Origin of the sequence: Streptomyces sp. NPDC006739 (assembly GCF_042869815.1) — a bacterium.
Taxonomy (GTDB): Bacteria; Actinomycetota; Actinomycetes; order Streptomycetales; family Streptomycetaceae; genus Streptomyces.
The window spans coordinates 547,700-567,367 of the sequence record NZ_JBIAGM010000004.1 but is presented as its reverse complement, the minus strand read 5'-3'; the positions used below and the strand labels follow the sequence as shown (position 1 = coordinate 567,367).

The following is a 19,668-nucleotide window of genomic DNA, read 5'->3' as shown; positions in this document are numbered from 1 at the left end:
TGAGTTCTCAAGGAACGGTCGCTTCCTTTGTACTCACCCTCTCGGGCTTTCCTCCGGGCTTCCCTTCGGTCTTGCGTTTCCGACTCTATCAGATCTTTTCTCGACCCGATTTCCTCGGTGCTTTCCAGGTTTTCGCTCTCGCGTTTCCCTTTCCGGCGGTTCCGACTCTATCAGATCCTTTCGGCGTCTGATTCCCAGTCAGCGGGAGGTGTCTTCCCGGCCTCGGGCCGTTCCGACGAGTGAGACTTTAGCGGATTCCCGACCCCCGAGCTAATCGGGGCCTGCGTCCTTTCGAACGCGGATTCCTCATTCCGTAAATGGGCGCACCACAACAACACGACGAAGGATCGTCGGCAGAGGGTTCGTACTTGCGGAATGGCTGTCCGGGGACCGACCGGAGTCGGCGCTCACGTCGGACAACTCGGAGTACCTTACGGATCTGTCCGGGGTGTGTCAACTCTCCCCCTGGAGCTCTCCGGAGGCGTACTGTGGCGGCATGACTACGCGTACGTGCAACCAGCAGTGGCGGGCCGCCTGACGGCGGCCGCGCTCACGTATGCGTTCAACGGCCGCCGCCTCGGCGGCCGTTCTCGTATCTCCCTCCAGGGGCTCTGAGGGTCGGCCGGCCGGGACGGCGGCCTCGACCAGGAGGTGGAGTGGAGATGACACGGGTTTTCAGCGGGGTCAAGCCGACCGGGCACCTGACGCTGGGGAACTACCTGGGGGCCATGCGGCGCTGGGCCGAGGTGGACCAGCACCGGGCCGAATCGGTGTTCTGCATCGTCGACCTGCACGCGCTGACCGTGGACCACGATCCCGCGCGGGTGCGCCGGCTCAGCAGGCAGGCCGCCACGCTGTTGCTGGCGACGGGACTCGATCCGCGGTTGTGCACCATGTACGTGCAGAGTCATGTCGACGAGCACGCGCGGCTGTCGTACCTGCTGGAGTGCGTGGCGACCGACGGTGAGATGCGGCGGATGATCCAGTACAAGGAGAAGGCCGTACGGGAGCGGGCGCGGGGCGGGAGCGTGCGGCTGTCGTTGCTGACCTATCCGGTGCTGATGGCCGCGGACATCCTGGCGTTCGGGGCCGACGAGGTTCCGGTGGGCGACGACCAGGCGCAGCACGTGGAGCTGGCGCGGGATCTGGCGGTGCGGTTCAACCAGCGGTACGGACACACGTTCGTGGTGCCGAAGGTGACCCGCCCCGAGGTGGCGGCGCGGGTGATGAACCTGCAGGACCCGACGTCGAAGATGGGGAAGTCGGACGACTCGGGGCCGGGGATCGTCTATCTGCTGGACGAGCCGGAGGCGGTGCGCAGAAAGGTCATGCGGGCCGTGACCGACAGCGGGCGGGAGGTGGCGTACGACCGGGAGGAACGGCCCGGTGTCGCCAACCTGTTGGAGATCCTCGCGGCGTGCACGGGCGGGAACCCGGAGGCGCTGGGATCCGTTTACGAGTCGTACGGCGCTTTGAAGAAGGACGTCGCGGACGCTGTCCTCGAGGTTCTCAGGCCCGTGCGGGCCAGGCACAAGGAACTGTGCGCGGATCCCGGGTATGTGGAGGGGGTGCTGCGGGATGGTGCGGAGAAGGCTCGGGCGATGGCCCGGCCGACGGTCGATACCGCATACAGGGCGATCGGGCTGCTGCCGCCCGTGGCGGAGCCCGCGTTGAGCGCCGCCCGGTAGGTGCGGGGGCCCGCCGTCAGTCCTTCTTGCCGGAGGCGAGTTCGCGGCTGCGGTCGCGGGCGGCTTCGAGGGCGGCGATGAGGGCGGCCCGTACGCCGTGGTTCTCCAGTTCGCGGATGGCGCTGATGGTGGTGCCCGCGGGGGACGTGACGTTCTCACGGAGCCTGACCGGGTGCTCGCCGCTGTCGCGGAGCATCGTCGCGGCGCCGATCGCGGACTGGACGATCAGGTCGTGGGCCTTGTCGCGGGGCAGGCCCAGCAGGATGCCGGCGTCCGTCATGGCCTCGACCAGGTAGAAGAAGTAGGCCGGGCCGGAGCCGGAGAGGGCGGTGCAGGCGTCCTGCTGGGACTCGGGGACGCGGAGGGTCTTGCCGACGGCGCCGAAGATCTCCTCGGCGTGGGCGAGGTGTTCGGCGGTGGCGTGGGTGCCGGCGGAGATGACGGACATGGCCTCGTCGACGAGGGCGGGGGTGTTCGTCATGACGCGGACGACCGGGGTGCCGGTGGCCAGGCGGTCTTCGAAGAAGGAGGTGGGGATGCCGGCGGCGCCGCTGATGACCAGGCGGTCGGCGGGAAGGTGCGGGGCGAGTTCGTCGAGGAGGGTGCCCATGTCCTGCGGCTTGACCGTGAGGATCAGGGTGTCCGCGGCCTTGGCCGCCTCGGGGTTGGTGACCGGGGTGACTCCGTGGCGGGCGCGGAGTTCTTCGGCGCGTTCGGGGCGGCGGGCGGTGACGAGGAGGTCGGCGGGGGCCCAGCCGGCTCGGATCATTCCGCTGAGCAGGGCTTCGCCGATCTTGCCGGTGCCGAGGACTGCGACTTTCTGGCTCATGGTGCGGGTGCCCTCCGGGGGTTTGGCGTCGTCCTCGTTCATCCTCGCACCGGGGGGTGGTGGGCGGGGGCGTTGTCCGGTGGGCGGACGTTCGCCGTCGGCCGCGGTCCCGGGGTCGCCTACCGGGTGCGGCGGCGCAGGGTGGCCGCCCCCAGGCCGAGGACCAGCAGCGCACAGCCTGCCACGATCAGTACGTCCCGGACGAAGGTCGCTGTCATGTCCGGGTGGTGGAGGACCTGGTTCATGCCGTCCACCGCGTAGGACATGGGCAGGACGTCGGAGATGGCCGCGAGGGCGGGGTGCATGGTGGAGCGCGGGGCGAACAGGCCGCAGAGGAGGAGCTGGGGGAAGATCACCGCCGGCATGAACTGGACCGCCTGGAATTCGGAGGCGGCGAAGGCCGAGACGAAGAGGCCGAGGGCGGTGCCGAGCAGGGCGTCGAGGAGGGCGACCAGGAGCAGGAGCCAGGGGGAACCCGTCACGTCCAGGCCCAGGACCCATACCGACAGGCCGGTGGCCAGGGCCGACTGGATGATCGCGACGGTGCCGAAGGCGAGGGCGTAGCCGGCGATGAGGTCGGCTTTGCCGAGGGGCATGGCGAGGAGGCGTTCGAGGGTGCCCGAGGTGCGTTCGCGCAGGGTGGCGATGGAGGTGACCAGGAACATCGTGATCAGCGGGAAGATGCCGAGGAGGGAGGCGCCGATGTCGTCGAAGGTGTGCGGGCTGCCGTCGAAGACGTAGCGCAGCAGGACCAGCATCACGCAGGGGACCAGGAGCATCAGGGCGATGGTGCGCGGGTCGTGGCGGAGCTGGCGCAGGACGCGGGCCGCGGTGGCGGTGGTGCGGGAGGCGTCGAGGGCGCCGGCCCGGGGTGCGGTGGGGGTCGTGGCGGTCATCGGGCTGTCTCCTTGGTGCGGGCCGCGGCGGTCGCCTCGTCGACCAGGTGCAGGAAGGCGGCCTCGACGGTCGGGGAGCCGGTGCGGGTGCGCAGGGCGTCTGGGGTGTCGTCGGCGAGGATCCGGCCGTCGCGCATGAGGAGGAGGCGGTGGCAGCGTTCGGCCTCGTCCATGACGTGGGAGGAGACGAGGAGAGTGGCGCCCCGGGTGGCGGCGATGTCGTGGAAGAGGTGCCACAGGTCTCGGCGCAGTACCGGGTCGAGGCCGACGGTCGGCTCGTCGAGGACCAGGAGTTCGGGGGTGCCGAGGAGGGCGACGGCGAGGGAGACGCGGTTGCGCTGACCGCCGGAGAGGTTGCCGGCGAGGCTGTCGGCGTGGCTGGTGAGGTCGACGTCGGCGATGGCCTGGGTGACGGCTGCCCGGCGGCGGTCGGCTGCGGCGCGGCCCGGGTCGAGGACGGCGGCGAAGTAGTCGAGGTTCTGGCGGACGGTCAGGTCGTCGTAGACGGAGGGGGCCTGGGTGACGTAGCCGATGCGGCTGCGGAGGGTTGCGTCGCCGGCGGGGTGTCCGAGGACGTCCAGGGTGCCGGTGACCCTGGCCTGGGTGCCGACGACGGCACGCATCAGGGTCGACTTGCCGCATCCGGAGGGGCCGAGCAGTCCGGTGATCCGGCCACGCGGGACGCTGAAGTCGAGGCCTTTGAGAACGGTGCGGGGGCCGCGTACGACGGTGAGTCCGGTGGCCTGTACGGCGGGTTCGTCGGGCGCGTCGGACATGTCGGGTGCGCCCGGCCCGGTCGGCCCCGCGGGCGCGGGCGAGGGCCCGGAAGAGTAATTCATCACATGATGAATAATGCTCCGGGGGCCTGGGCCCGTCAAGTGAGGGCGCCCATGGGACCTGCCGGTGGGTTCAGTTGTGGAGCGCGACGAGCAGCAGGACGTCGTAGGTCTCCTCCACGATGCCGTCGGGGAAGACCTTCAGCAGGTGGGCGCGTTCGGCGTCCAGGAAGGAGGTCGCCTCCGCCTCGGGGAGGACGAGGAAGGCCGAGCGGCTGCCGATGTTGGCCAGGTGGGTGTCGAGCGGGACGCGGCGGCTCCAGCGGACCGTACGGCGGGTGAAGGCGAGGCGGCCGGAGGGGTCGGCGCGGTCCGTGCGCTCCTTGGCGTCACGTCTGTCGGCGGCGGGACCGCCCCCGAGGAAGCGGCCACTGCGGTCGGCGGCCTCGGCGATCCACTCGATGTCGAGGGCGCTGGTGTTCCACCACAGGGCCAGCGCGCCGCCCGGGCGCAGCACGCGCAGCGCCTCCGGCACCGACCGCGCCGGCTCGGTCCAGTGCCAGGCCTGGGCGTAGGTGAGGAAGTCGGCGGAGGCGGTGGCGAGCGGGAGGGCGTTGCCGTCGCCCCGGACGACCGGGATGCCGGGGAGGGTGCCGCGGAACTGGGCCGCCATGCCGTCGCCGGGTTCCACCGCGAGCACGTCGGCGCCGCGGGCGTGCAGCAGGGAGGTCGCGATGCCGGTGCCCGCGCCGACGTCGACGACCCTGGCGCCGGCGAGGGGGCGGGCTGCGAGTTCCTCGACGGTGTCGAACAGGGCGGGCGGGTAGGAGGGGCGGTTGGCGGCGTACTGGGCGGCGGCGGTGTTGAAGGAGTGGGCCCGGGAGGACGGCGAGGACGGCGAGGGGGTTGTGGTCATACGGTCATGCTGGCGGGCGTGTCGCCGCGGTGGCGACTTCTTTCCCTGACCGGTTCTAACGGCGGCGCTTCTTGGAGGGGTTGCCGGTGCGGCGGGTGGTGCGGCGTTCGTGTTCGGCGCGGGCGGTGTCGTACTCCTGGCGGTGGAGCCCCTCCCCCGGGGCCTCGGTGAGGGAGCGGACGAAGTAGGCGAGGAGCGAGCCGACGAAGCCGATGGCCAGCAGGCCGCGCAGGGAGGCCTGGCGGTCGGGGTCGGGGCGCTTGCCGAAGCCGTCCCAGGTGTTGCGGAAGGCGAGCGCGCTGCAGATCGCGAACATGGCGACGACCAGGACGGTCACGAAGGAGCCGGTGTTGGCGATCCTCAGGCCCTGGTAGGCGAAGCGCAGCACCAGGCATGAGGCGACGGCGGCGGCCAGGGAGCCGGCGCTGACGGCCGCACGACGGCCGGCGTAGCCGTTGTCGTGGTCCACCCAGGAGGTGCCGAAGAAACGGAGGGGCTCGGGGCGGGGGCCGCTCGGCCGGCCGCCGGTGGAGCCCGCGGGGGTGTCCGGGGTGCCGGGTTCGTCGCTCACGGGACGATTATGGCGCCGGGGTGACCGCGGGCTCCTGACGGGGTCAGCCGCAGCGGGCGGCGATGTAGCCGTCGCTGCCGGTGTGCACGTAGGCGTCGGAGACGTACTCGCCGTTGTCGATGTTGTCCCAGATGTTCGACGTGCCGTACGGGCCCGTCACCGTGGTACCGGGTGCCTGGCAGTAGATCGGCACCTTCGCGCCCTCCACCAGGACGCGGACGATGTTGTAGCCGGTGCCCGGGCCGCTGCGGACGTTGAGGCGGACGCCCGGGGCGACCGAGTAGTAGCGAACGGCCGTGGTGTCGGCCGTGACCGTCACCGCCTCGCCCCCGTCGGTGCCCTCGGCCTCCGCTACCTGTTCGACGGACATACAGGACTCCCCCCTCGGTATGGATCGAGCCACGGAACACCTGTGCGCGACTCGCACGCGAACGCTAGCAAGCCGCCTCCGTCTCGTACGAGTCATCGACTAGGCTCCGTGCGTCGCGCGCGCGGACGAACAGCACGGGGGTCATGCATGGCGCCACAGCGCAATACCGGAGCGGGCGCGGAAGCGGAACTTCCCGAGTACGCCGGCCACTACCGCCTGGAGTCCTGTCTGGGCTCGGGCGGGATGGGCATCGTCCATCTGGCCCGCAGCACTTCGGGGCTGAAGCTCGCGGTGAAGGTCGTGCACGCGGCGTTCGCGGAGGACGCCGAGTTCCGGGGCCGTTTCCGGCAGGAGGTGGCCGCCGCCCGGCGGGTGAGCGGTGCCTTCACGGCGCCCGTCGTGGACGCGGATCCGGAGGCCGAACGGCCCTGGATGGCCACCCTGTTCATTCCCGGGCCGACCCTTTCCGAGCACGTGAAGCGGAACGGGCCGATGGCGCCGGCGCAGTTGCGGCGGCTGATGGCCGGACTCGCGGAGGCGTTGCGCGACATCCACCGGGTCGGGGTCGTGCACCGCGATCTGAAGCCGAGCAACGTGCTGCTCGCCGAGGACGGTCCGAAGGTCATCGACTTCGGCATCTCCCGGCCGAAGGACAGCGAACTGCACACCGAGACCGGGAAGTTGATAGGAACGCCGCCGTTCATGGCACCGGAGCAGTTCCGGCGGCCGCGGGAGGTGGGGCCCGCCGCCGACATCTTCGCGCTCGGGTCGGTGCTGGTGCACGCGGCGACCGGGCGGGGGCCGTTCGACTCCGACAGCCCCTACGTGGTGGCGTACCAGGTCGTGCACGACGAGCCGGACCTGACCGGCGTACCGGAGAACCTCGCGCCGCTGGTGCTGCGCTGCCTGGCCAAGGAGCCGGAGGACCGGCCCACGCCGGACGAGTTGATGCGCGAGCTGCGGTCGGTGGCGGCCTCGTACGAGACGCAGGCGTTCATACCGGCACAGCGGGCGTGGGACGACGGGACGGAACCGGGGGCGGATTCGGAGGCCGGCGGGGGGACGGGTTCTGGGGCGGGCTCCGGGAAGGGCTCCGGGACGGCTTCGGAGGCCAATCCGGAGACCGGTCGGGAGTCTGTGCCGGTCGCCGGGGAGCCGGAGCCGCGGGCCGGGAGGCGGGCGGGCCGCAAGGTGGCCGTGGGGGCGGGGGCGCTGGCCGCCGTGCTTGCCGGGGCGCTGGCCGCGGTCCAGTTGTTGGGTGTCGGCGGGGACCCCGTTCCGGCGAAGCAGGGTTCCCGTACCCAGGCCGCCGCCTTCGGCCCGTGGGAGGCGGCGACCGCGCCCGGCGGCGCCGGGATGCCCCAATGCTCGTACGCCGAAGGGAAGTTGCTCTGCGCGCGCCCGGGGGTGGTCTACGCCCTCTCCCCCGCCGACGGCACGCTGGTGTGGCGGCACGCGGTCGCCGCTCGGTCGGCCGACCTGCCGCCGGTCGCCTCGGGCGGTCTGGTGCAGCCGTACACGAACGGTGGCTCACGCCTGGCGGCGCTCAGGCCCGACTCCGGCGACGAGGTCTGGAAGCGTGGCCTGCCGACGGACACGACGGTCCGGTACGCCGGGGACGTGGCCCTGCTGACCGCTGCCGACGGCACCGTGACCGGCGTGGACGGCGCGACGGGCCGGACGAAGTGGAGCCACCGGATCGGCGGCCAGGCCAGGCCGTTCTTCGCCGCCTTCGCCGGTGACCCGCTGGCGTACGCGACGAGCACGTCCGGCGACGGGTCGAGCACGCTGGTGACGGCCGTGGACCCGGGTACGGGTGCCGTGCGGTGGGAGGCCCGGCTGGCGGGAGTGCTGAAACCCCTGGACGCCGGGGGCGGCTCGGTCTGTTTCCTGTCCGTCGACAGGGTGTACGGGTACACGAACGCGGTCGTCCGGTACACCGCCGCGTCCCGGTCGACGCTGCGGGTGGCGCTGCCGGTGGGTCTCGACGGCGCCCAGGGTGTGGTGCGGGGCGACACCGCCTACCTGTTGGCCGCCGGCGGTCTGCTCCAGGCCGTCGACCTGGGGACGCGCAAGCCGCTGTGGCGTCTGGAGACCTCGGTGAGCCGTGGTTCGGCGCCGGTCACCGATGGCCGGTACGTGTACTTCACGGCGGGCGACGGAAGGCTCCTCGCCGTGGACGCGCACGACGGCACCCTCGTCGGGCAGACGCCCGCACGGCTGGGCACGCATGCGACGGGGGTCGTGGCCGCACCGCCCGAGCCCGTGCTCGCCGAGCACCGGGTCTACGCCACCGCCCCCGACGGCACGGTGTTCGCCGTCGACGCGCGCTCCCCGGGGACGTGGTGACGCCCGCGGTGGCGTACGAACGGGGCCGCCCTCGCGCGAAGGACGGCCCCGTTCGCCTTGTCGTGCGGGTCAGGCCAGCTTGCTGACGTCCCGGACGGCGCCCTTGTCGGCGCTGGTCGCCATCGCCGCGTAGGCGCGCAGCGCCGCCGACACCTTGCGCTCGCGGCCCTGCGGGGCGTAGACGCCGTCCAGGGCCTGCTCGCGGCGGGCCAGCTCCTCGTCGGAGACCAGCAGTTCGATGGTGCGGTTCGGGATGTCGATGCGGATGCGGTCGCCGTCCTCGACGAGGGCGATCGTGCCGCCCGAGGCCGCCTCCGGGGAGGCATGGCCGATGGACAGGCCCGACGTGCCGCCGGAGAAACGGCCGTCGGTGATCAGCGCGCAGGTCTTGCCCAGGCCCCGGCCCTTGAGGAAGGACGTGGGGTAGAGCATCTCCTGCATGCCCGGGCCGCCCTTGGGACCCTCGTAGCGGATGACGACGACGTCGCCGTGGGTGATCCGCTTGTTGAGGATCTTCTCGACGGCCTCCTCCTGCGACTCGCAGACCACCGCGGGACCCTCGAACGTCCAGATCGACTCGTCCACGCCGGCCGTCTTGACCACGCAGCCGTCGACCGCGAGGTTGCCCCGGAGCACCGCCAGGCCGCCGTCCTTGGAGTACGCGTGCTCGGCGGAGCGGATGCAGCCGTCGGCCGCGTCCTCGTCCAGCGCCTCCCAGCGCTCGGACTGGGAGAAGGCCTCGGCCGAGCGGACACAGCCGGGCGCCGCGTGCCACAGCTCCACCGCCTGGGCGGAGGGCGAGCCGCCGCGCACGTCCCAGGTCTTCAGCCAGTCCGCCAGGGACGGGCTGTGGACCGCGTGCACGTCCTCGTTGAGCAGGCCCGCGCGGTGCAGCTCGCCGAGGAGGGCGGGGATGCCGCCGGCGCGGTGCACGTCCTCCATGTAGTACGTGCGGCTCTTCGCGACGTTCGGGGCGACCTTCGCCAGGCAGGGGACGCGGCGCGAGACCGCGTCGATCTCCTCCAGGCCGAACGGGACGCCCGCCTCCTGGGCGGCGGCCAGCAGGTGCAGGATCGTGTTCGTGGAGCCGCCCATCGCGATGTCCAGGGCCATCGCGTTCTCGAACGCCGCGAAGGTGGCGATGCTGCGGGGCAGGACCGTGTCGTCGTCCTGCTCGTAGTAGCGGCGGGTGACGTCCATGACCGTGCGCGCCGCGTCGACGTACAGCTGCTTGCGGGCCGTGTGGGTGGCCAGGACCGAGCCGTTGCCGGGCAGGGAGAGACCGATGGCCTCGGTCAGGCAGTTCATCGAGTTGGCGGTGAACATGCCGGAACAGGAACCGCAGGTCGGACAGGCGTTCTCCTCGATACGGAGGATGTCCTCGTCCGAGATCTTGTCGTTCACGGCGTCGGAGATCGCGTCGACCAGGTCGAGGGTGCGGACGGTGCCGTCGACGAGCGTGGCACGGCCGGCCTCCATCGGGCCGCCGGAGACGAAGACCGTCGGGATGTTCAGGCGCAGGGCGGCCATCAGCATGCCCGGGGTGATCTTGTCGCAGTTGGAGATGCAGACCAGGGCGTCGGCGCAGTGCGCCTCGACCATGTACTCCACGCTGTCCGCGATCAGGTCGCGGGAGGGCAGGGAGTAGAGCATGCCGCCGTGGCCCATCGCGATGCCGTCGTCGACGGCGATCGTGTTGAACTCGCGCGGGATGCCGCCGGCCTCCCGGACGGCCTCGCTGACGATCCGGCCGACCGGCTGCAGGTGCGTGTGACCGGGCACGAACTCGGTGAAGCTGTTCGCCACCGCGATGATCGGCTTCCGGCCGATGTCCGCACCGGGTACACCGGAGGCGCGCATAAGGGCGCGGGCGCCCGCCATGTTGCGGCCGTGGGTGACTGTGCGGGACCTCAGCTCGGGCATCGTCGCTCGCTCCTTCAGACAGTTGTGGCTGCTGTCGAGCGTACGCCGGTCATCCAGGAAGCGGGACAGGCTGTCCGGAATACGGGACTGCATGTCTCGTACTCAGGGGCCGGTCAGATGCCCCTGCACCACCGGGGCGACCCGAGCCACGATCTGCTCCAGGTCCGCCGAGGCCAGCGGCTCCAGCTTGATCACGTACCGCATCATCGCGCACCCGACCAGCTGCGCGGCCGCCAGCTCGACGCGCAGCTCGCGGTCGGGCGCGTCCAGCTGCTCGGCGACGCGGCGCAGCAGCTGGGAGGCGACCAGGCGGCGGAAGACGCCGGCGGCGGTCTCGTTGTTCACCGCGGAACGCAGGATGGCCAGCAGCGGGGCCCGGGTCACCGGGTTCTCCCAGACTCCGAGGACGAAGCGGGCGAGGCGTTCGCCCACGCCGTCCAGGGGGCCCTCGGCGACGGCTTCGGGCGCGTTGAGCGCGGGCCCGAAGGCGACCTCCACGGCCGCGGCGAAGACCTGCTCCTTGGTGCCGAAGTAGTGGTGGACCAGCGCGGAGTCGACCCCGGCGGTCTTTGCGATACCGCGCACGGAGGTCTTGTCGTACCCACGCTCGGAGAACTCCTCGCGGGCCGCGGCCAGAATCCGGTCACGCGTGTCGGCGGACTCGCCCCGCGGCGGGCGGCCTCGACGGCGGGAGGAGCTGGCGGGGGCCGGGGCCGGGGCGGGGTTCCGGGGGGAGCGGGCGGTCATCGGCGGGGGACCCTCAGCGCCGTGTCCAGGTGCAGGCGGGTGAAGGCCAGGGCCTCGGCGAGGTCGGCCTCGCGTTCGGCGCCGGACATGGCGCGCCGCGTGTTGACCTCGATGACGACGTGGCCGTCGAAGCCGGTGCGGGTGAGGCGCTCCAGCAGTTCGGCGCAGGGCTGGCTGCCCCGGCCGGGGACCAGGTGCTCGTCCTTGGCCGACCCCTTGCCGTCGGCGAGGTGGACGTGGCCGAGGCGGTCGCCCATGCGGTCGATCATCTGGAGGGCGTCCGTGCGGGCCGTCGCCGTATGGCTGAGGTCGATCGTGAAGTGCCGGTAGTCGTCCTTGGTGACGTCCCAGTCCGGGGCGTACGCCAGCATCTCCCGGTCGCGGTAGCGCCAGGGGTACATGTTCTCGACGGCGAACCGCACGTCCGTCTCGTTCGCCATCCGCCAGATCCCCGTGACGAAGTCCCGGGCGTACTGCCGCTGCCAGCGGAAGGGCGGGTGGACGACCACCGTGGAGGCGCCGAGCTTCTCGGCCGCGGCGCGGGCGCGCTGGAGCTTGACCCAGGGGTCGGTGGACCACACCCGCTGGGTGATCAGCAGACAGGGCGCGTGCACGGCCAGTATCGGGATCTGGTGGTAGTCGCTGAGTCTGCGCAGGGCGTCGATGTCCTGGCTGACGGGGTCGGTCCACACCATGACCTCGACGCCGTCGTATCCGAGGCGCGCCGCGATCTCGAAGGCCGTCGCCGTCGACTCGGGGTAGACGGAGGCCGTAGACAGCGCGACGGTCGTGTCCCTTGGTTCAGCCACGTCCGTCACCTTACGGGGTTGAGTGGTGAGGGTGTTGGGTGCCTGTTCGCCGTTGTGATGTTCGCCATTCGCCCATCGGGGTGCGTCCAGGGGCCCATCAGGACCCCATGTGGTCCAGCCGCCGCAGGATGACGCCTTCCCGCAGGGCCCAGGGGCAGACCTCCAGGTTCTCCACGCCGAACAGGTCCATCGCTCCCTCGGCCACCAGCGCGCCGGCCAGGAGCTGGGCCGCCCGGCCGTCCGAGACTCCGGGAAGTTCGGCGCGCTGGGCCGCCGTCATCCCGGCCAGGCGGGGGACCCAGGCCTCCAGGGACTCGCGCTTGAGTTCGCGCTGGGTGTAGAGGCCGTCGGCGCTGCGGGCGGCGCCGGCGATGCGGGCCAGCTGCTTGAAGGTCTTGGAGGTGGCGACCACGCGCTCGGGGGCGCCGAAGCGGCTGAATTCGCCGACCGTGCGGGCGATCTCGGTACGGACATGGCGGCGCAGGGCCCGTATGTCGTCGGGGGCGGGCGGGTCGCCGGGGAGCCAGCCGGCGGTGAGGCGGCCGGCGCCGAGCGGCAGCGAGACGGCCATGTCCGGCTCCTCGTCCATGCCGTGGGCTATCTCCAGGGAGCCGCCGCCGATGTCCAGGACCAGCAGCTTCCCGGCGGACCAGCCGAACCAGCGGCGGACGGCGAGGAAGGTGAGCCGGGCCTCCTCCGCGCCGGTGAGGACCTGCAGTTCGACACCGGTCTCGGCCTGCACGCGCGCGAGGACGTCGTCGGCGTTGCTGGCCTCGCGCACGGCCGAGGTCGCGAAGGGCAGCAGGTCCTCGACGCCCTTGTCCTCGGCGGCCTGGAGGGCGTCCTGGATGACACCGGTCAGTTTGCCGATCCCCTCGGGGCCGATCGCGCCGTCCCCGTCGAGGAGTTCGGCCAGCCGCAGTTCCGCCTTGTGCGAGTGCGCGGGCAGCGGGCGCGCGCCCGGGTGTGCGTCCACCACCAGCAGATGCACCGTGTTCGATCCCACGTCGAGGACACCGAGTCTCATGTACGGAACGCTACTGCCAGCGGGGCCGCGGACAGTCCCCGGAGCGGCTTGTGGCGTCTTACCCTGGACGAGTGCCAAAGACGAAAAAGACGAAGGACCACAAGGACGCCAAATCCTCCGGCGGTTCTTCGCAGGTGAATCCACCCGAGCCGGCGGTGATGTCCAAGAAGGCCCTGGCAGCGGACGAGAAGGGGCTCGACTTCGCGCGCGCGTGGGTGGAATTCCCTGATCCGGCGGACGACGAGCAGGTCTTCCGGTGTGATCTGACATGGCTGACCTCTCGTTGGAACTGCGTCTTCGGCAGCGGCTGCCAGGGCATCCAGGCGGGCCGCGCGGACGACGGGTGCTGCTCGCTGGGCGCGCACTTCTCCGACGAGGACGACGAGAAGCGGGTCGCCGGGCACGTGGCGAGGCTCACGCCGGACATCTGGCAGCACCATGACGTGGGCATGAAGACGGGCTGGGTGTCGGAGGACGAGGAGGGTTCCCGGCAGACCCGCCCGTACCAGGGCTCCTGCATCTTCCAGAACCGTCCCGGCTTCCCGGGCGGAGCGGGCTGTTCGCTGCACATCCTGGCCCTGAAGGAGGGCCGCGAGCCGCTGGAGACCAAGCCGGACGTGTGCTGGCAGCTGCCCGTGCGGCGGACGTTCGACTGGATCGACCGGCCCGACGACACGCGGGTGCTCCAGGTGTCGATCGGTGAGTACGACCGCCGGGGCTGGGGTCCGGGCGGGCACGACCTGCACTGGTGGTGCACGTCGGCGACCTCGGCGCACGGCGCGGGCGACCCGGTGTACGTCTCGTACCGGGCGGAGCTGATCGAGCTGATGGGCAAGGCAGGCTACGACCGCCTGGTGGAGCTGTGCGAGGAGCGCCTGGCGTCCCGGCTGCCGCTGCTGGCACCGCATCCGGCGGATCCGACGCGTCCGGCCCACTGAGGCGGCCGGGGCCGCGCTAGTGCCGTGAACGGAAAGGTTCACCGGCTCGCGACGCCCGGCACGGCACTCCCCCAGCCTTCGGCCGGGGGTACCCCCACGCCGCGTTGTCGCATCACCCGAGTACATCCGGTACGCGGGCGACGCTCCGCCTTGCCATGCTCCCCCACTGCCTGAACGGCGTGGGAGGTGCCCCCAGCACCGGACGCCGCGAGCTTCTCGGCAAACCTTTCCGGCCACAGCACTAACTGTTCGACGGGCTCGGGCTGCCGTCATCGCCGGGGGGCGGGGGCGGGCCGCCGGGGTCGGAGGGGCTCGGGGCGGTCGGGGTGGGAGTCGGCGTGGGGGTCGGGTCGGTGGGTGAGGGCGGCTCGGTGGACGGGGGGTCGCTGGGGGCGGAGGGCGTGGGCGTCGGGTCCGGGGTGCCGGTCGGGGCCGGGGCGGAGGGCGGGGCCGAGGGAGGGCTCGGGGCGGTGCCGTAGCCGTCGATGGAGACGACGGTGCCGGCCGGGGAGATCGCCACCCGTGCGCTCCAGGGGCCGGACGGCTCGCGCAGATGGTCGACGTACACCTTGATCGTGAACGTCTCGCCGGGGCGCAGGGTTCCCGAGGACCGGCTGAGGTAGAGCCAGGGCGCCGAGGTGGCAGCCGACCAGCGCACCGGTGCCGGGCCGGCGGCGGTGAGGGTGACGAGGGTGGTGTCGCCGCTGTTGTGCGCGGACACCGCGAGCTGCCCCGGGCCCCGGGTCCCGGCGCCGGTGACGCTGATGACCTCCACGGAGACGTCCGGTCTGCCGTCCGCGGAGGGGCCGCCGGTGCCGACGCCGGCGTGGACCGCGTCCTCGTAGCCGCCGGCCGGGGCGCCGCCGAGGCCGTCGGGTCCGTGCGCCTCGGGCGCGGTGGCCGCGCGGCTGTCCTCCCCGACGGCCGGCCCGCCCCGGTAGGCGGCCCACAGTGCGAGCACGGGAGCGGCGACGACGGTGGCGACGACGGTCGTGGTGAGCGCGCGCGTGCGGATCCGGTCGCGGCGGGCCGCGCGGTCCTTGGGGTCCATCGGGAAGCCGCGCCGGTCGAAACGGGGTACGGCGAGGCCCCGCGCGCGGGGCGGGTGCGTCAGGAAGGTGTGCAGGGCCGGGCGGGGAGCTTCCAGCACGGGCAGCTCGGCGGGCGTGACCATGGTGCCGGGCCAACGGCCGGGGGCCACGCGCTCGGCCGTACGGCGGCAGCGCGGGCAGTCGTCGACGTGCCGGACCAGTTCGCGGCGCAGGGCGGGGCTCAGTACCAGCCGGCTGTCCCCGGTGAGGTGGGACACGCTCGGGCAGCCGCCGGTCTCCACCACGGCGAGCGCCGCGCGCGTGCGCTCGACCTCGCAGGCGGCGGAGGCCAGCAGCTCGCGGGCGGCGGCGAGGTCCAGGCCGAGGACGGCGGCGACCTCGTGGGCGGCCAGATGGTGACGGACGGCGAGTTCCAGCGCCTCGCGCTGTTCCGGGGTGGTGCCGGCCGCCTCCGGCCAGGCGAGCAGGGCCAGTTCGTGCTGCCGCCGCTCCTCGACGTCGGGGGCGACGGGCCGAGCGGGCACCTGCCGGTCGCCGCCGGAGCGGCCCGCCGCGTGGGTGGCCTGACGTTTCTGCTTGGCCTCGGCCAGCCCGCGCAGACACGCCCAGCGGGCCAGCGCGTACAGCCAGGCCCTGCGGTCGCCGGCCGCCTGCGGGACCCGCTGGCCGCGCCGCTCGGCCAGGGCGAGGACCTCCCCGAGGGCGGCGGTGGCCGCGTCGTGGTCGCACAGGACCGACAGGCAGTAGGTGAACAGGCCGTCCAGATACGGCTCGTAGCGCGCCGGGAGCCGCTGGGCGAGCGTGTGCGCGGCGGCTCGGTCGCGCGCCTCCCGGTAGGCCCGGTGGCCGGCCGTGCTGCGGGTCGAGGTGTCCGGACTGCTGCTCATCACCCGTGCGACCGTAGGCGGCGGCGGATGCACCCATCTCTCCCGTTGAGCACTTTTAATCCATACGGGTGAAACGATCCCTCATAAGGGGACAGGAGCACCGGTTTTCCGGAACTCGGCCCCGCCGAGGCGGGGCCGGTACCGGGCCGCCGCAGGTGGTCCGCGAGGGCGCTGTCAGTGGCGGGGGCTACGGTTTCCGCATGGCTGCCCGTACCAAGACCACCAAGGACCGCCCGTCCTACCGCTGCACGGAGTGCGGCTGGCAGACGGCCAAGTGGCTCGGCCGGTGCCCCGAGTGCCAGGCGTGGGGGACCGTCGAGGAGTACGGCGCGCCCGCGGTGCGGACGACCGCGCCGGGCCGCGTCACCTCCTCCGCGGTGCCCATCGGGCAGGTCGACGGGCGGCAGGCCACCGCCCGCACGACCGGCGTGCCGGAGCTGGACCGGGTGCTCGGCGGCGGTCTGGTGCCCGGCGCGGTCGTGCTGCTCGCGGGCGAGCCCGGTGTGGGCAAGTCCACCCTGCTGCTGGACGTGGCGGCCAAGTCGGCGAGCGACGAGCACCGCACTTTGTACGTGACGGGCGAGGAGTCGGCGAGCCAGGTCCGGCTGCGCGCCGACCGCATCAAGGCCCTCGACGATCACCTGTACCTGGCGGCGGAGACCGACCTGGCCGCCGTCCTCGGCCATCTGGACGCGGTCAAGCCGTCCCTGCTGATCCTGGACTCGGTGCAGACGGTGGCCTCCCCGGAGATCGACGGGGCGCCCGGCGGCATGGCCCAGGTCCGGGAGGTCGCCGGGGCGCTGATCCGCGCCTCCAAGGAGCGCGGCATGTCCACGCTGCTGGTGGGCCATGTCACCAAGGACGGCGCGATCGCGGGCCCGCGCCTGCTGGAGCACCTGGTGGACGTCGTCCTGCACTTCGAGGGCGACCGGCACGCGCGCCTGCGCCTGGTCCGCGGCGTCAAGAACCGGTACGGCGCGACGGACGAGGTCGGCTGCTTCGAGCTGCACGACGAGGGCATCACGGGCCTTGCCGACCCGAGCGGGCTCTTCCTGACCCGGCGCGCGGAACCGGTCCCGGGCACCTGTCTGACGGTCACCCTGGAGGGCCGCCGCCCGCTGGTGGCCGAGGTGCAGGCGCTCACCGTCGACTCGCAGATCCCCTCCCCGCGCCGGACCACCTCCGGCCTGGAGACCTCCCGGGTGTCGATGATGCTCGCGGTGCTGGAGCAGCGCGGGCGGATCAGCGCCCTCGGCAAGCGGGACATCTACTCCGCGACGGTCGGCGGTGTGAAGCTGTCGGAGCCGGCCGCCGACCTCGCCGTGGCGCTCGCGCTGGCCTCGGCGGCCAGTGACACCCCCCTGCCGAAGAACCTCGTCGCGATCGGCGAGGTCGGTCTCGCGGGCGAGGTCAGACGGGTCACGGGCGTGCAGCGCAGGCTGTCGGAGGCGCACCGGCTGGGCTTCACGCACGCCCTCGTACCGGGCGATCCGGGCAAGGTCCCGCCGGGGATGAAGGTCGTGGAAGTCGCCGACATAGGGGACGCGCTCCGGGTCCTTCCGCGCTCCCGTCGCCGAGAGGCCCCACGGGACGCGGAGGAGCGCCGGTAGACTTTGCCCTGGTCTCGCCCGTCCGTACGAACCGAGTGCGGGAAACGGCAGCGCCCACAACCTGCGACCGGAGGAGTGCAGTGGCAGCCAACGACCGGGCAGGAGCTCCCGGAAAGTCCGGTGGGAGTGCCGGTGCCGATGGCCTCATGCGCGCCTCCCTGAGCGCCGTGGCTCCCGGTACGGCGATGCGTGACGGCCTGGAGCGGGTGCTGCGCGGCAACACCGGCGGGCTCATCGTGCTCGGCTCCGACAAGACGGTCGAGACCATGTGCACGGGTGGATTCGTCCTGGATGTCGAGTTCACCGCCACGCGTCTGCGGGAGCTGTGCAAGCTGGACGGCGGCATCGTGCTCTCCTCCGATTTGTCGAAGATCCTCCGCGCCGGCGTGCAGTTGGTGCCGGACCCGACGATCCCGACGGAGGAGACGGGCACCCGCCACCGCACGGCGGACCGCGTCTCCAAGCAGGTCGGCTTCCCGGTGGTCTCGGTCTCCCAGTCCATGCGGCTGATCGCCCTGTACGTGGACGGGCAGCGCCGGGTCCTGGAGGACTCGGCCGCGATCCTCTCCCGCGCCAACCAGGCGCTGGCCACCCTGGAGCGGTACAAGCTGCGGCTGGACGAGGTCGCGGGCACGCTGTCGGCGCTGGAGATCGAGGACCTGGTGACGGTGCGGGACGTCTCCGCCGTCTCCCAGCGTCTGGAGATGGTCCGCCGTATCGCCACCGAGATCGCCGAGTACGTGGTCGAACTGGGCACCGACGGGCGGCTGCTGGCGCTCCAGCTGGACGAGTTGATCGCCGGTGTCGAGCCGGAACGGGAGCTGGTCGTGCGGGACTACGTGCCCGAGCCGACCGCCAAGCGTTCCCGCACGGTGGAGGAGGCGCTGTCCGAGCTGGACGCGCTCAGCCACGCGGAACTGCTCGAACTGTCCACGGTGGCACGGGCCATGGGGTACACGGGCTCGCCCGAGACCCTCGACTCCGCGGTCTCGCCGCGGGGCTTCCGTCTGCTGGCCAAGGTCCCCCGGCTGCCCGGCGCGATCATCGACCGGCTGGTGGACCACTTCGGCGGTCTGCAGAAGCTCCTCGCCGCGAGCGTGGACGACCTGCAGACGGTGGACGGCGTGGGCGAGGCCCGGGCCCGCAGCGTCCGCGAGGGCCTGTCGAGGCTCGCGGAGTCGTCGATCCTGGAGCGGTACGTCTGACCCGCCGGCCGGCGGCCCGCCGACCGGCCTCGCGGCCCGGACGCCCCAGGGGCGGGGCCTAGTCCGCCGACAGCACGAACGAGGCCTGGGCCTGGGCGAAACCGGGTGTCCTGGCCTGCAGCAGATACGTGCCCGCCGCGGCCGAGCCCGCCGGAGGCGTCGCGCACTGGGGGGCGCTCGGCTTGCGGTCCCACTTCACGGTGTAGGTGATGGCCTGGCCGGCGGGCACCCGGTACACCAGGTTCCCGGCCCCCTTGGGGCAGTCGGCGGAGGACCAGTAGGCGTGGCTGCTGTCCGCCGTCGTGATGGTCAACACCGCGTTCTTCGGGCCGAGATCGACCTTGCAGTCGGTGGACGAGGAGTTCTTCGCGGTGAGCTGGAAGGCCGGCGTCTGGTCCGGCGAGTAGGAGTTGCGCTCGCTGCGCAGGCTCAACGTGACCGCCGAGGCCGTGCAGTCGGGCAGCGAGGAGGAGGCCGGCAGCGCGTCGCCCGAACCGACGACCGTACCGCCGGAAGCGGAACCGGAGCCGCCGCCCGCCCCCGAGGAGCCGCCGTCGCCCGACCCGCCGGAACCGTCCGAGCCGCCGGACCCGCCCGAGCCGCTCGTGTCGCCGCCCCCGGAGCCGCCGCCGGAGCCGCCCCCGCCGCTCGACTCGTCGCGTCCGCCCGGGTGTTGGCTGATCGCGGGCCCGCTGGAGGACGGCCCGGGGGTGATCGTGGACACGGGGTTCTTTCCGTTGGACCCGTCGGCGCCCTTCTTGCCGCCCCCGCCGCCCGAGGTGGCGAGCCAGGTGATCACCAGCGCCAACAGGGCGAGAACGGACAGCATGACGGCCCTCCGACGCCAGTAGATGGAGGAGGGAAGCGGCCCGACCGGATTGCGCAGAGATCCCACGGCGCAAACTGTACGAGAGAACGCACCGCTCGCTCGCCCCACCCGCCGCCCGTGCATCAACTTTTCCGGATCATCATCCCGGTAACTGCCACCGCCGTAGCCGATCTTCATCCGCCGCACACGTTCCGGCGCCGCGATCACGGGGCCTGCCCCACGCGTCGGCGCGACCGCCGCCCCGCC

General features: G+C 72.4%; 18 protein-coding genes. 6 read left to right on the top strand and 12 right to left on the bottom strand.

The features are described from left to right. Together ACFYMM_RS12405 and trpS are read left to right on the top strand one after the other, a co-directional pair. Positions 1-191: hypothetical protein (locus tag ACFYMM_RS12405; RefSeq protein ID WP_388385778.1), on the top strand; the 191-nt coding region annotated here is incomplete at its 5' end. Between the two features lie 471 nt (positions 192-662). Beyond that, on the top strand, positions 663-1,688 hold the full coding sequence (gene trpS / locus ACFYMM_RS12400) for a tryptophan--tRNA ligase (RefSeq protein ID WP_388385777.1): 1,026 nt from the start codon (positions 663-665) through the stop codon (positions 1,686-1,688). Positions 1,689-1,704: 16 nt separating this feature from the next. Here the strand turns inward: trpS and proC are convergent, their stop codons facing one another. From proC to ACFYMM_RS12370, 6 genes are all read right to left on the bottom strand, one after another. Next, complete coding sequence (proC, locus tag ACFYMM_RS12395; protein ID WP_388385805.1) at positions 1,705-2,517, bottom strand: pyrroline-5-carboxylate reductase; 813 nt, start codon at positions 2,515-2,517, stop codon at positions 1,705-1,707. A 119-nt stretch (positions 2,518-2,636) separates the two neighbouring features. Next, the gene (locus ACFYMM_RS12390) at positions 2,637-3,413 is read right to left on the bottom strand and encodes an ABC transporter permease (RefSeq protein WP_388385776.1); all 777 of its coding nucleotides are present in this window, start codon (positions 3,411-3,413) and stop codon (positions 2,637-2,639) included. After that, positions 3,410-4,255, bottom strand: coding sequence for an ABC transporter ATP-binding protein (locus ACFYMM_RS12385; RefSeq protein ID WP_388385775.1), 846 nt, complete (start codon positions 4,253-4,255; stop codon positions 3,410-3,412). The genes ACFYMM_RS12390 and ACFYMM_RS12385 overlap by 4 nt, the downstream gene beginning before the upstream one ends. Before the next feature lie 67 nt (positions 4,256-4,322). Beyond that, positions 4,323-5,105, bottom strand: coding sequence for a class I SAM-dependent methyltransferase (locus tag ACFYMM_RS12380; protein WP_388385774.1), 783 nt, complete (start codon positions 5,103-5,105; stop codon positions 4,323-4,325). Positions 5,106-5,160: 55 nt separating this feature from the next. Then, positions 5,161-5,676, bottom strand: a complete 516-nt coding sequence (locus ACFYMM_RS12375; protein ID WP_388385773.1) for an EamA/RhaT family transporter — start codon at positions 5,674-5,676, stop codon at positions 5,161-5,163. 43 nt (positions 5,677-5,719) lie between these two features. Then, a complete protein-coding gene (locus tag ACFYMM_RS12370) occupies positions 5,720-6,046 on the bottom strand; it encodes an SH3 domain-containing protein (RefSeq protein ID WP_388385772.1) in 327 nt (108 codons plus the stop codon). Between the two features lie 147 nt (positions 6,047-6,193). On the opposite strand from ACFYMM_RS12370, the gene ACFYMM_RS12365 reads away from it, so the two are divergent. Further along, entirely contained in the window at positions 6,194-8,395 is a 2,202-nt protein-coding gene (locus ACFYMM_RS12365; RefSeq protein ID WP_388385771.1) for a PQQ-binding-like beta-propeller repeat protein, read from the top strand. A 69-nt stretch (positions 8,396-8,464) separates the two neighbouring features. On the opposite strand, the gene ilvD is transcribed toward ACFYMM_RS12365, so the two are convergent. The 4 genes from ilvD to ACFYMM_RS12345 all read right to left on the bottom strand — a co-directional run bounded on the left by ilvD (position 8,465) and on the right by ACFYMM_RS12345 (position 12,901). Further along, positions 8,465-10,318, bottom strand: a complete 1,854-nt coding sequence (ilvD, locus tag ACFYMM_RS12360; protein WP_388385804.1) for a dihydroxy-acid dehydratase — start codon at positions 10,316-10,318, stop codon at positions 8,465-8,467. 102 nt (positions 10,319-10,420) lie between these two features. Beyond that, entirely contained in the window at positions 10,421-11,065 is a 645-nt protein-coding gene (locus ACFYMM_RS12355) for a TetR family transcriptional regulator (RefSeq protein WP_388385770.1), read from the bottom strand. Then, positions 11,062-11,874, bottom strand: coding sequence for a sugar phosphate isomerase/epimerase family protein (locus ACFYMM_RS12350; protein ID WP_388385769.1), 813 nt, complete (start codon positions 11,872-11,874; stop codon positions 11,062-11,064). Before ACFYMM_RS12350 ends, ACFYMM_RS12355 begins: the two co-directional genes overlap by 4 nt. A gap of 97 nt (positions 11,875-11,971) precedes the next feature. Next, the gene (locus ACFYMM_RS12345) at positions 11,972-12,901 is read right to left on the bottom strand and encodes a Ppx/GppA family phosphatase (protein WP_388385768.1); all 930 of its coding nucleotides are present in this window, start codon (positions 12,899-12,901) and stop codon (positions 11,972-11,974) included. A gap of 71 nt (positions 12,902-12,972) precedes the next feature. On the opposite strand from ACFYMM_RS12345, the gene ACFYMM_RS12340 reads away from it, so the two are divergent. Continuing rightward, positions 12,973-13,839: a hypothetical protein gene (locus tag ACFYMM_RS12340; RefSeq protein WP_388385767.1), complete on the top strand. Its 867-nt coding sequence runs from the start codon at positions 12,973-12,975 to the stop codon at positions 13,837-13,839. Between the two features lie 241 nt (positions 13,840-14,080). Here the strand turns inward: ACFYMM_RS12340 and ACFYMM_RS12335 are convergent, their stop codons facing one another. Continuing rightward, on the bottom strand, positions 14,081-15,781 hold the full coding sequence (locus tag ACFYMM_RS12335) for a hypothetical protein (protein ID WP_388385766.1): 1,701 nt from the start codon (positions 15,779-15,781) through the stop codon (positions 14,081-14,083). Between the two features lie 197 nt (positions 15,782-15,978). Here ACFYMM_RS12335 and radA point away from each other — a divergent pair, with 197 nt between their 5' ends. Both radA and disA read left to right on the top strand, forming a co-directional pair. Further along, entirely contained in the window at positions 15,979-17,388 is a 1,410-nt protein-coding gene (gene radA, locus ACFYMM_RS12330; protein ID WP_388385765.1) for a DNA repair protein RadA, read from the top strand. 80 nt (positions 17,389-17,468) lie between these two features. Continuing rightward, positions 17,469-18,593: a DNA integrity scanning diadenylate cyclase DisA gene (disA, locus tag ACFYMM_RS12325; RefSeq protein ID WP_388385764.1), complete on the top strand. Its 1,125-nt coding sequence runs from the start codon at positions 17,469-17,471 to the stop codon at positions 18,591-18,593. A gap of 58 nt (positions 18,594-18,651) precedes the next feature. Here disA and ACFYMM_RS12320 read toward each other — a convergent pair whose 3' ends face one another. After that, positions 18,652-19,488, bottom strand: a complete 837-nt coding sequence (locus ACFYMM_RS12320; RefSeq protein WP_388385763.1) for a hypothetical protein — start codon at positions 19,486-19,488, stop codon at positions 18,652-18,654. Positions 19,489-19,668 lie beyond the last annotated feature (180 nt).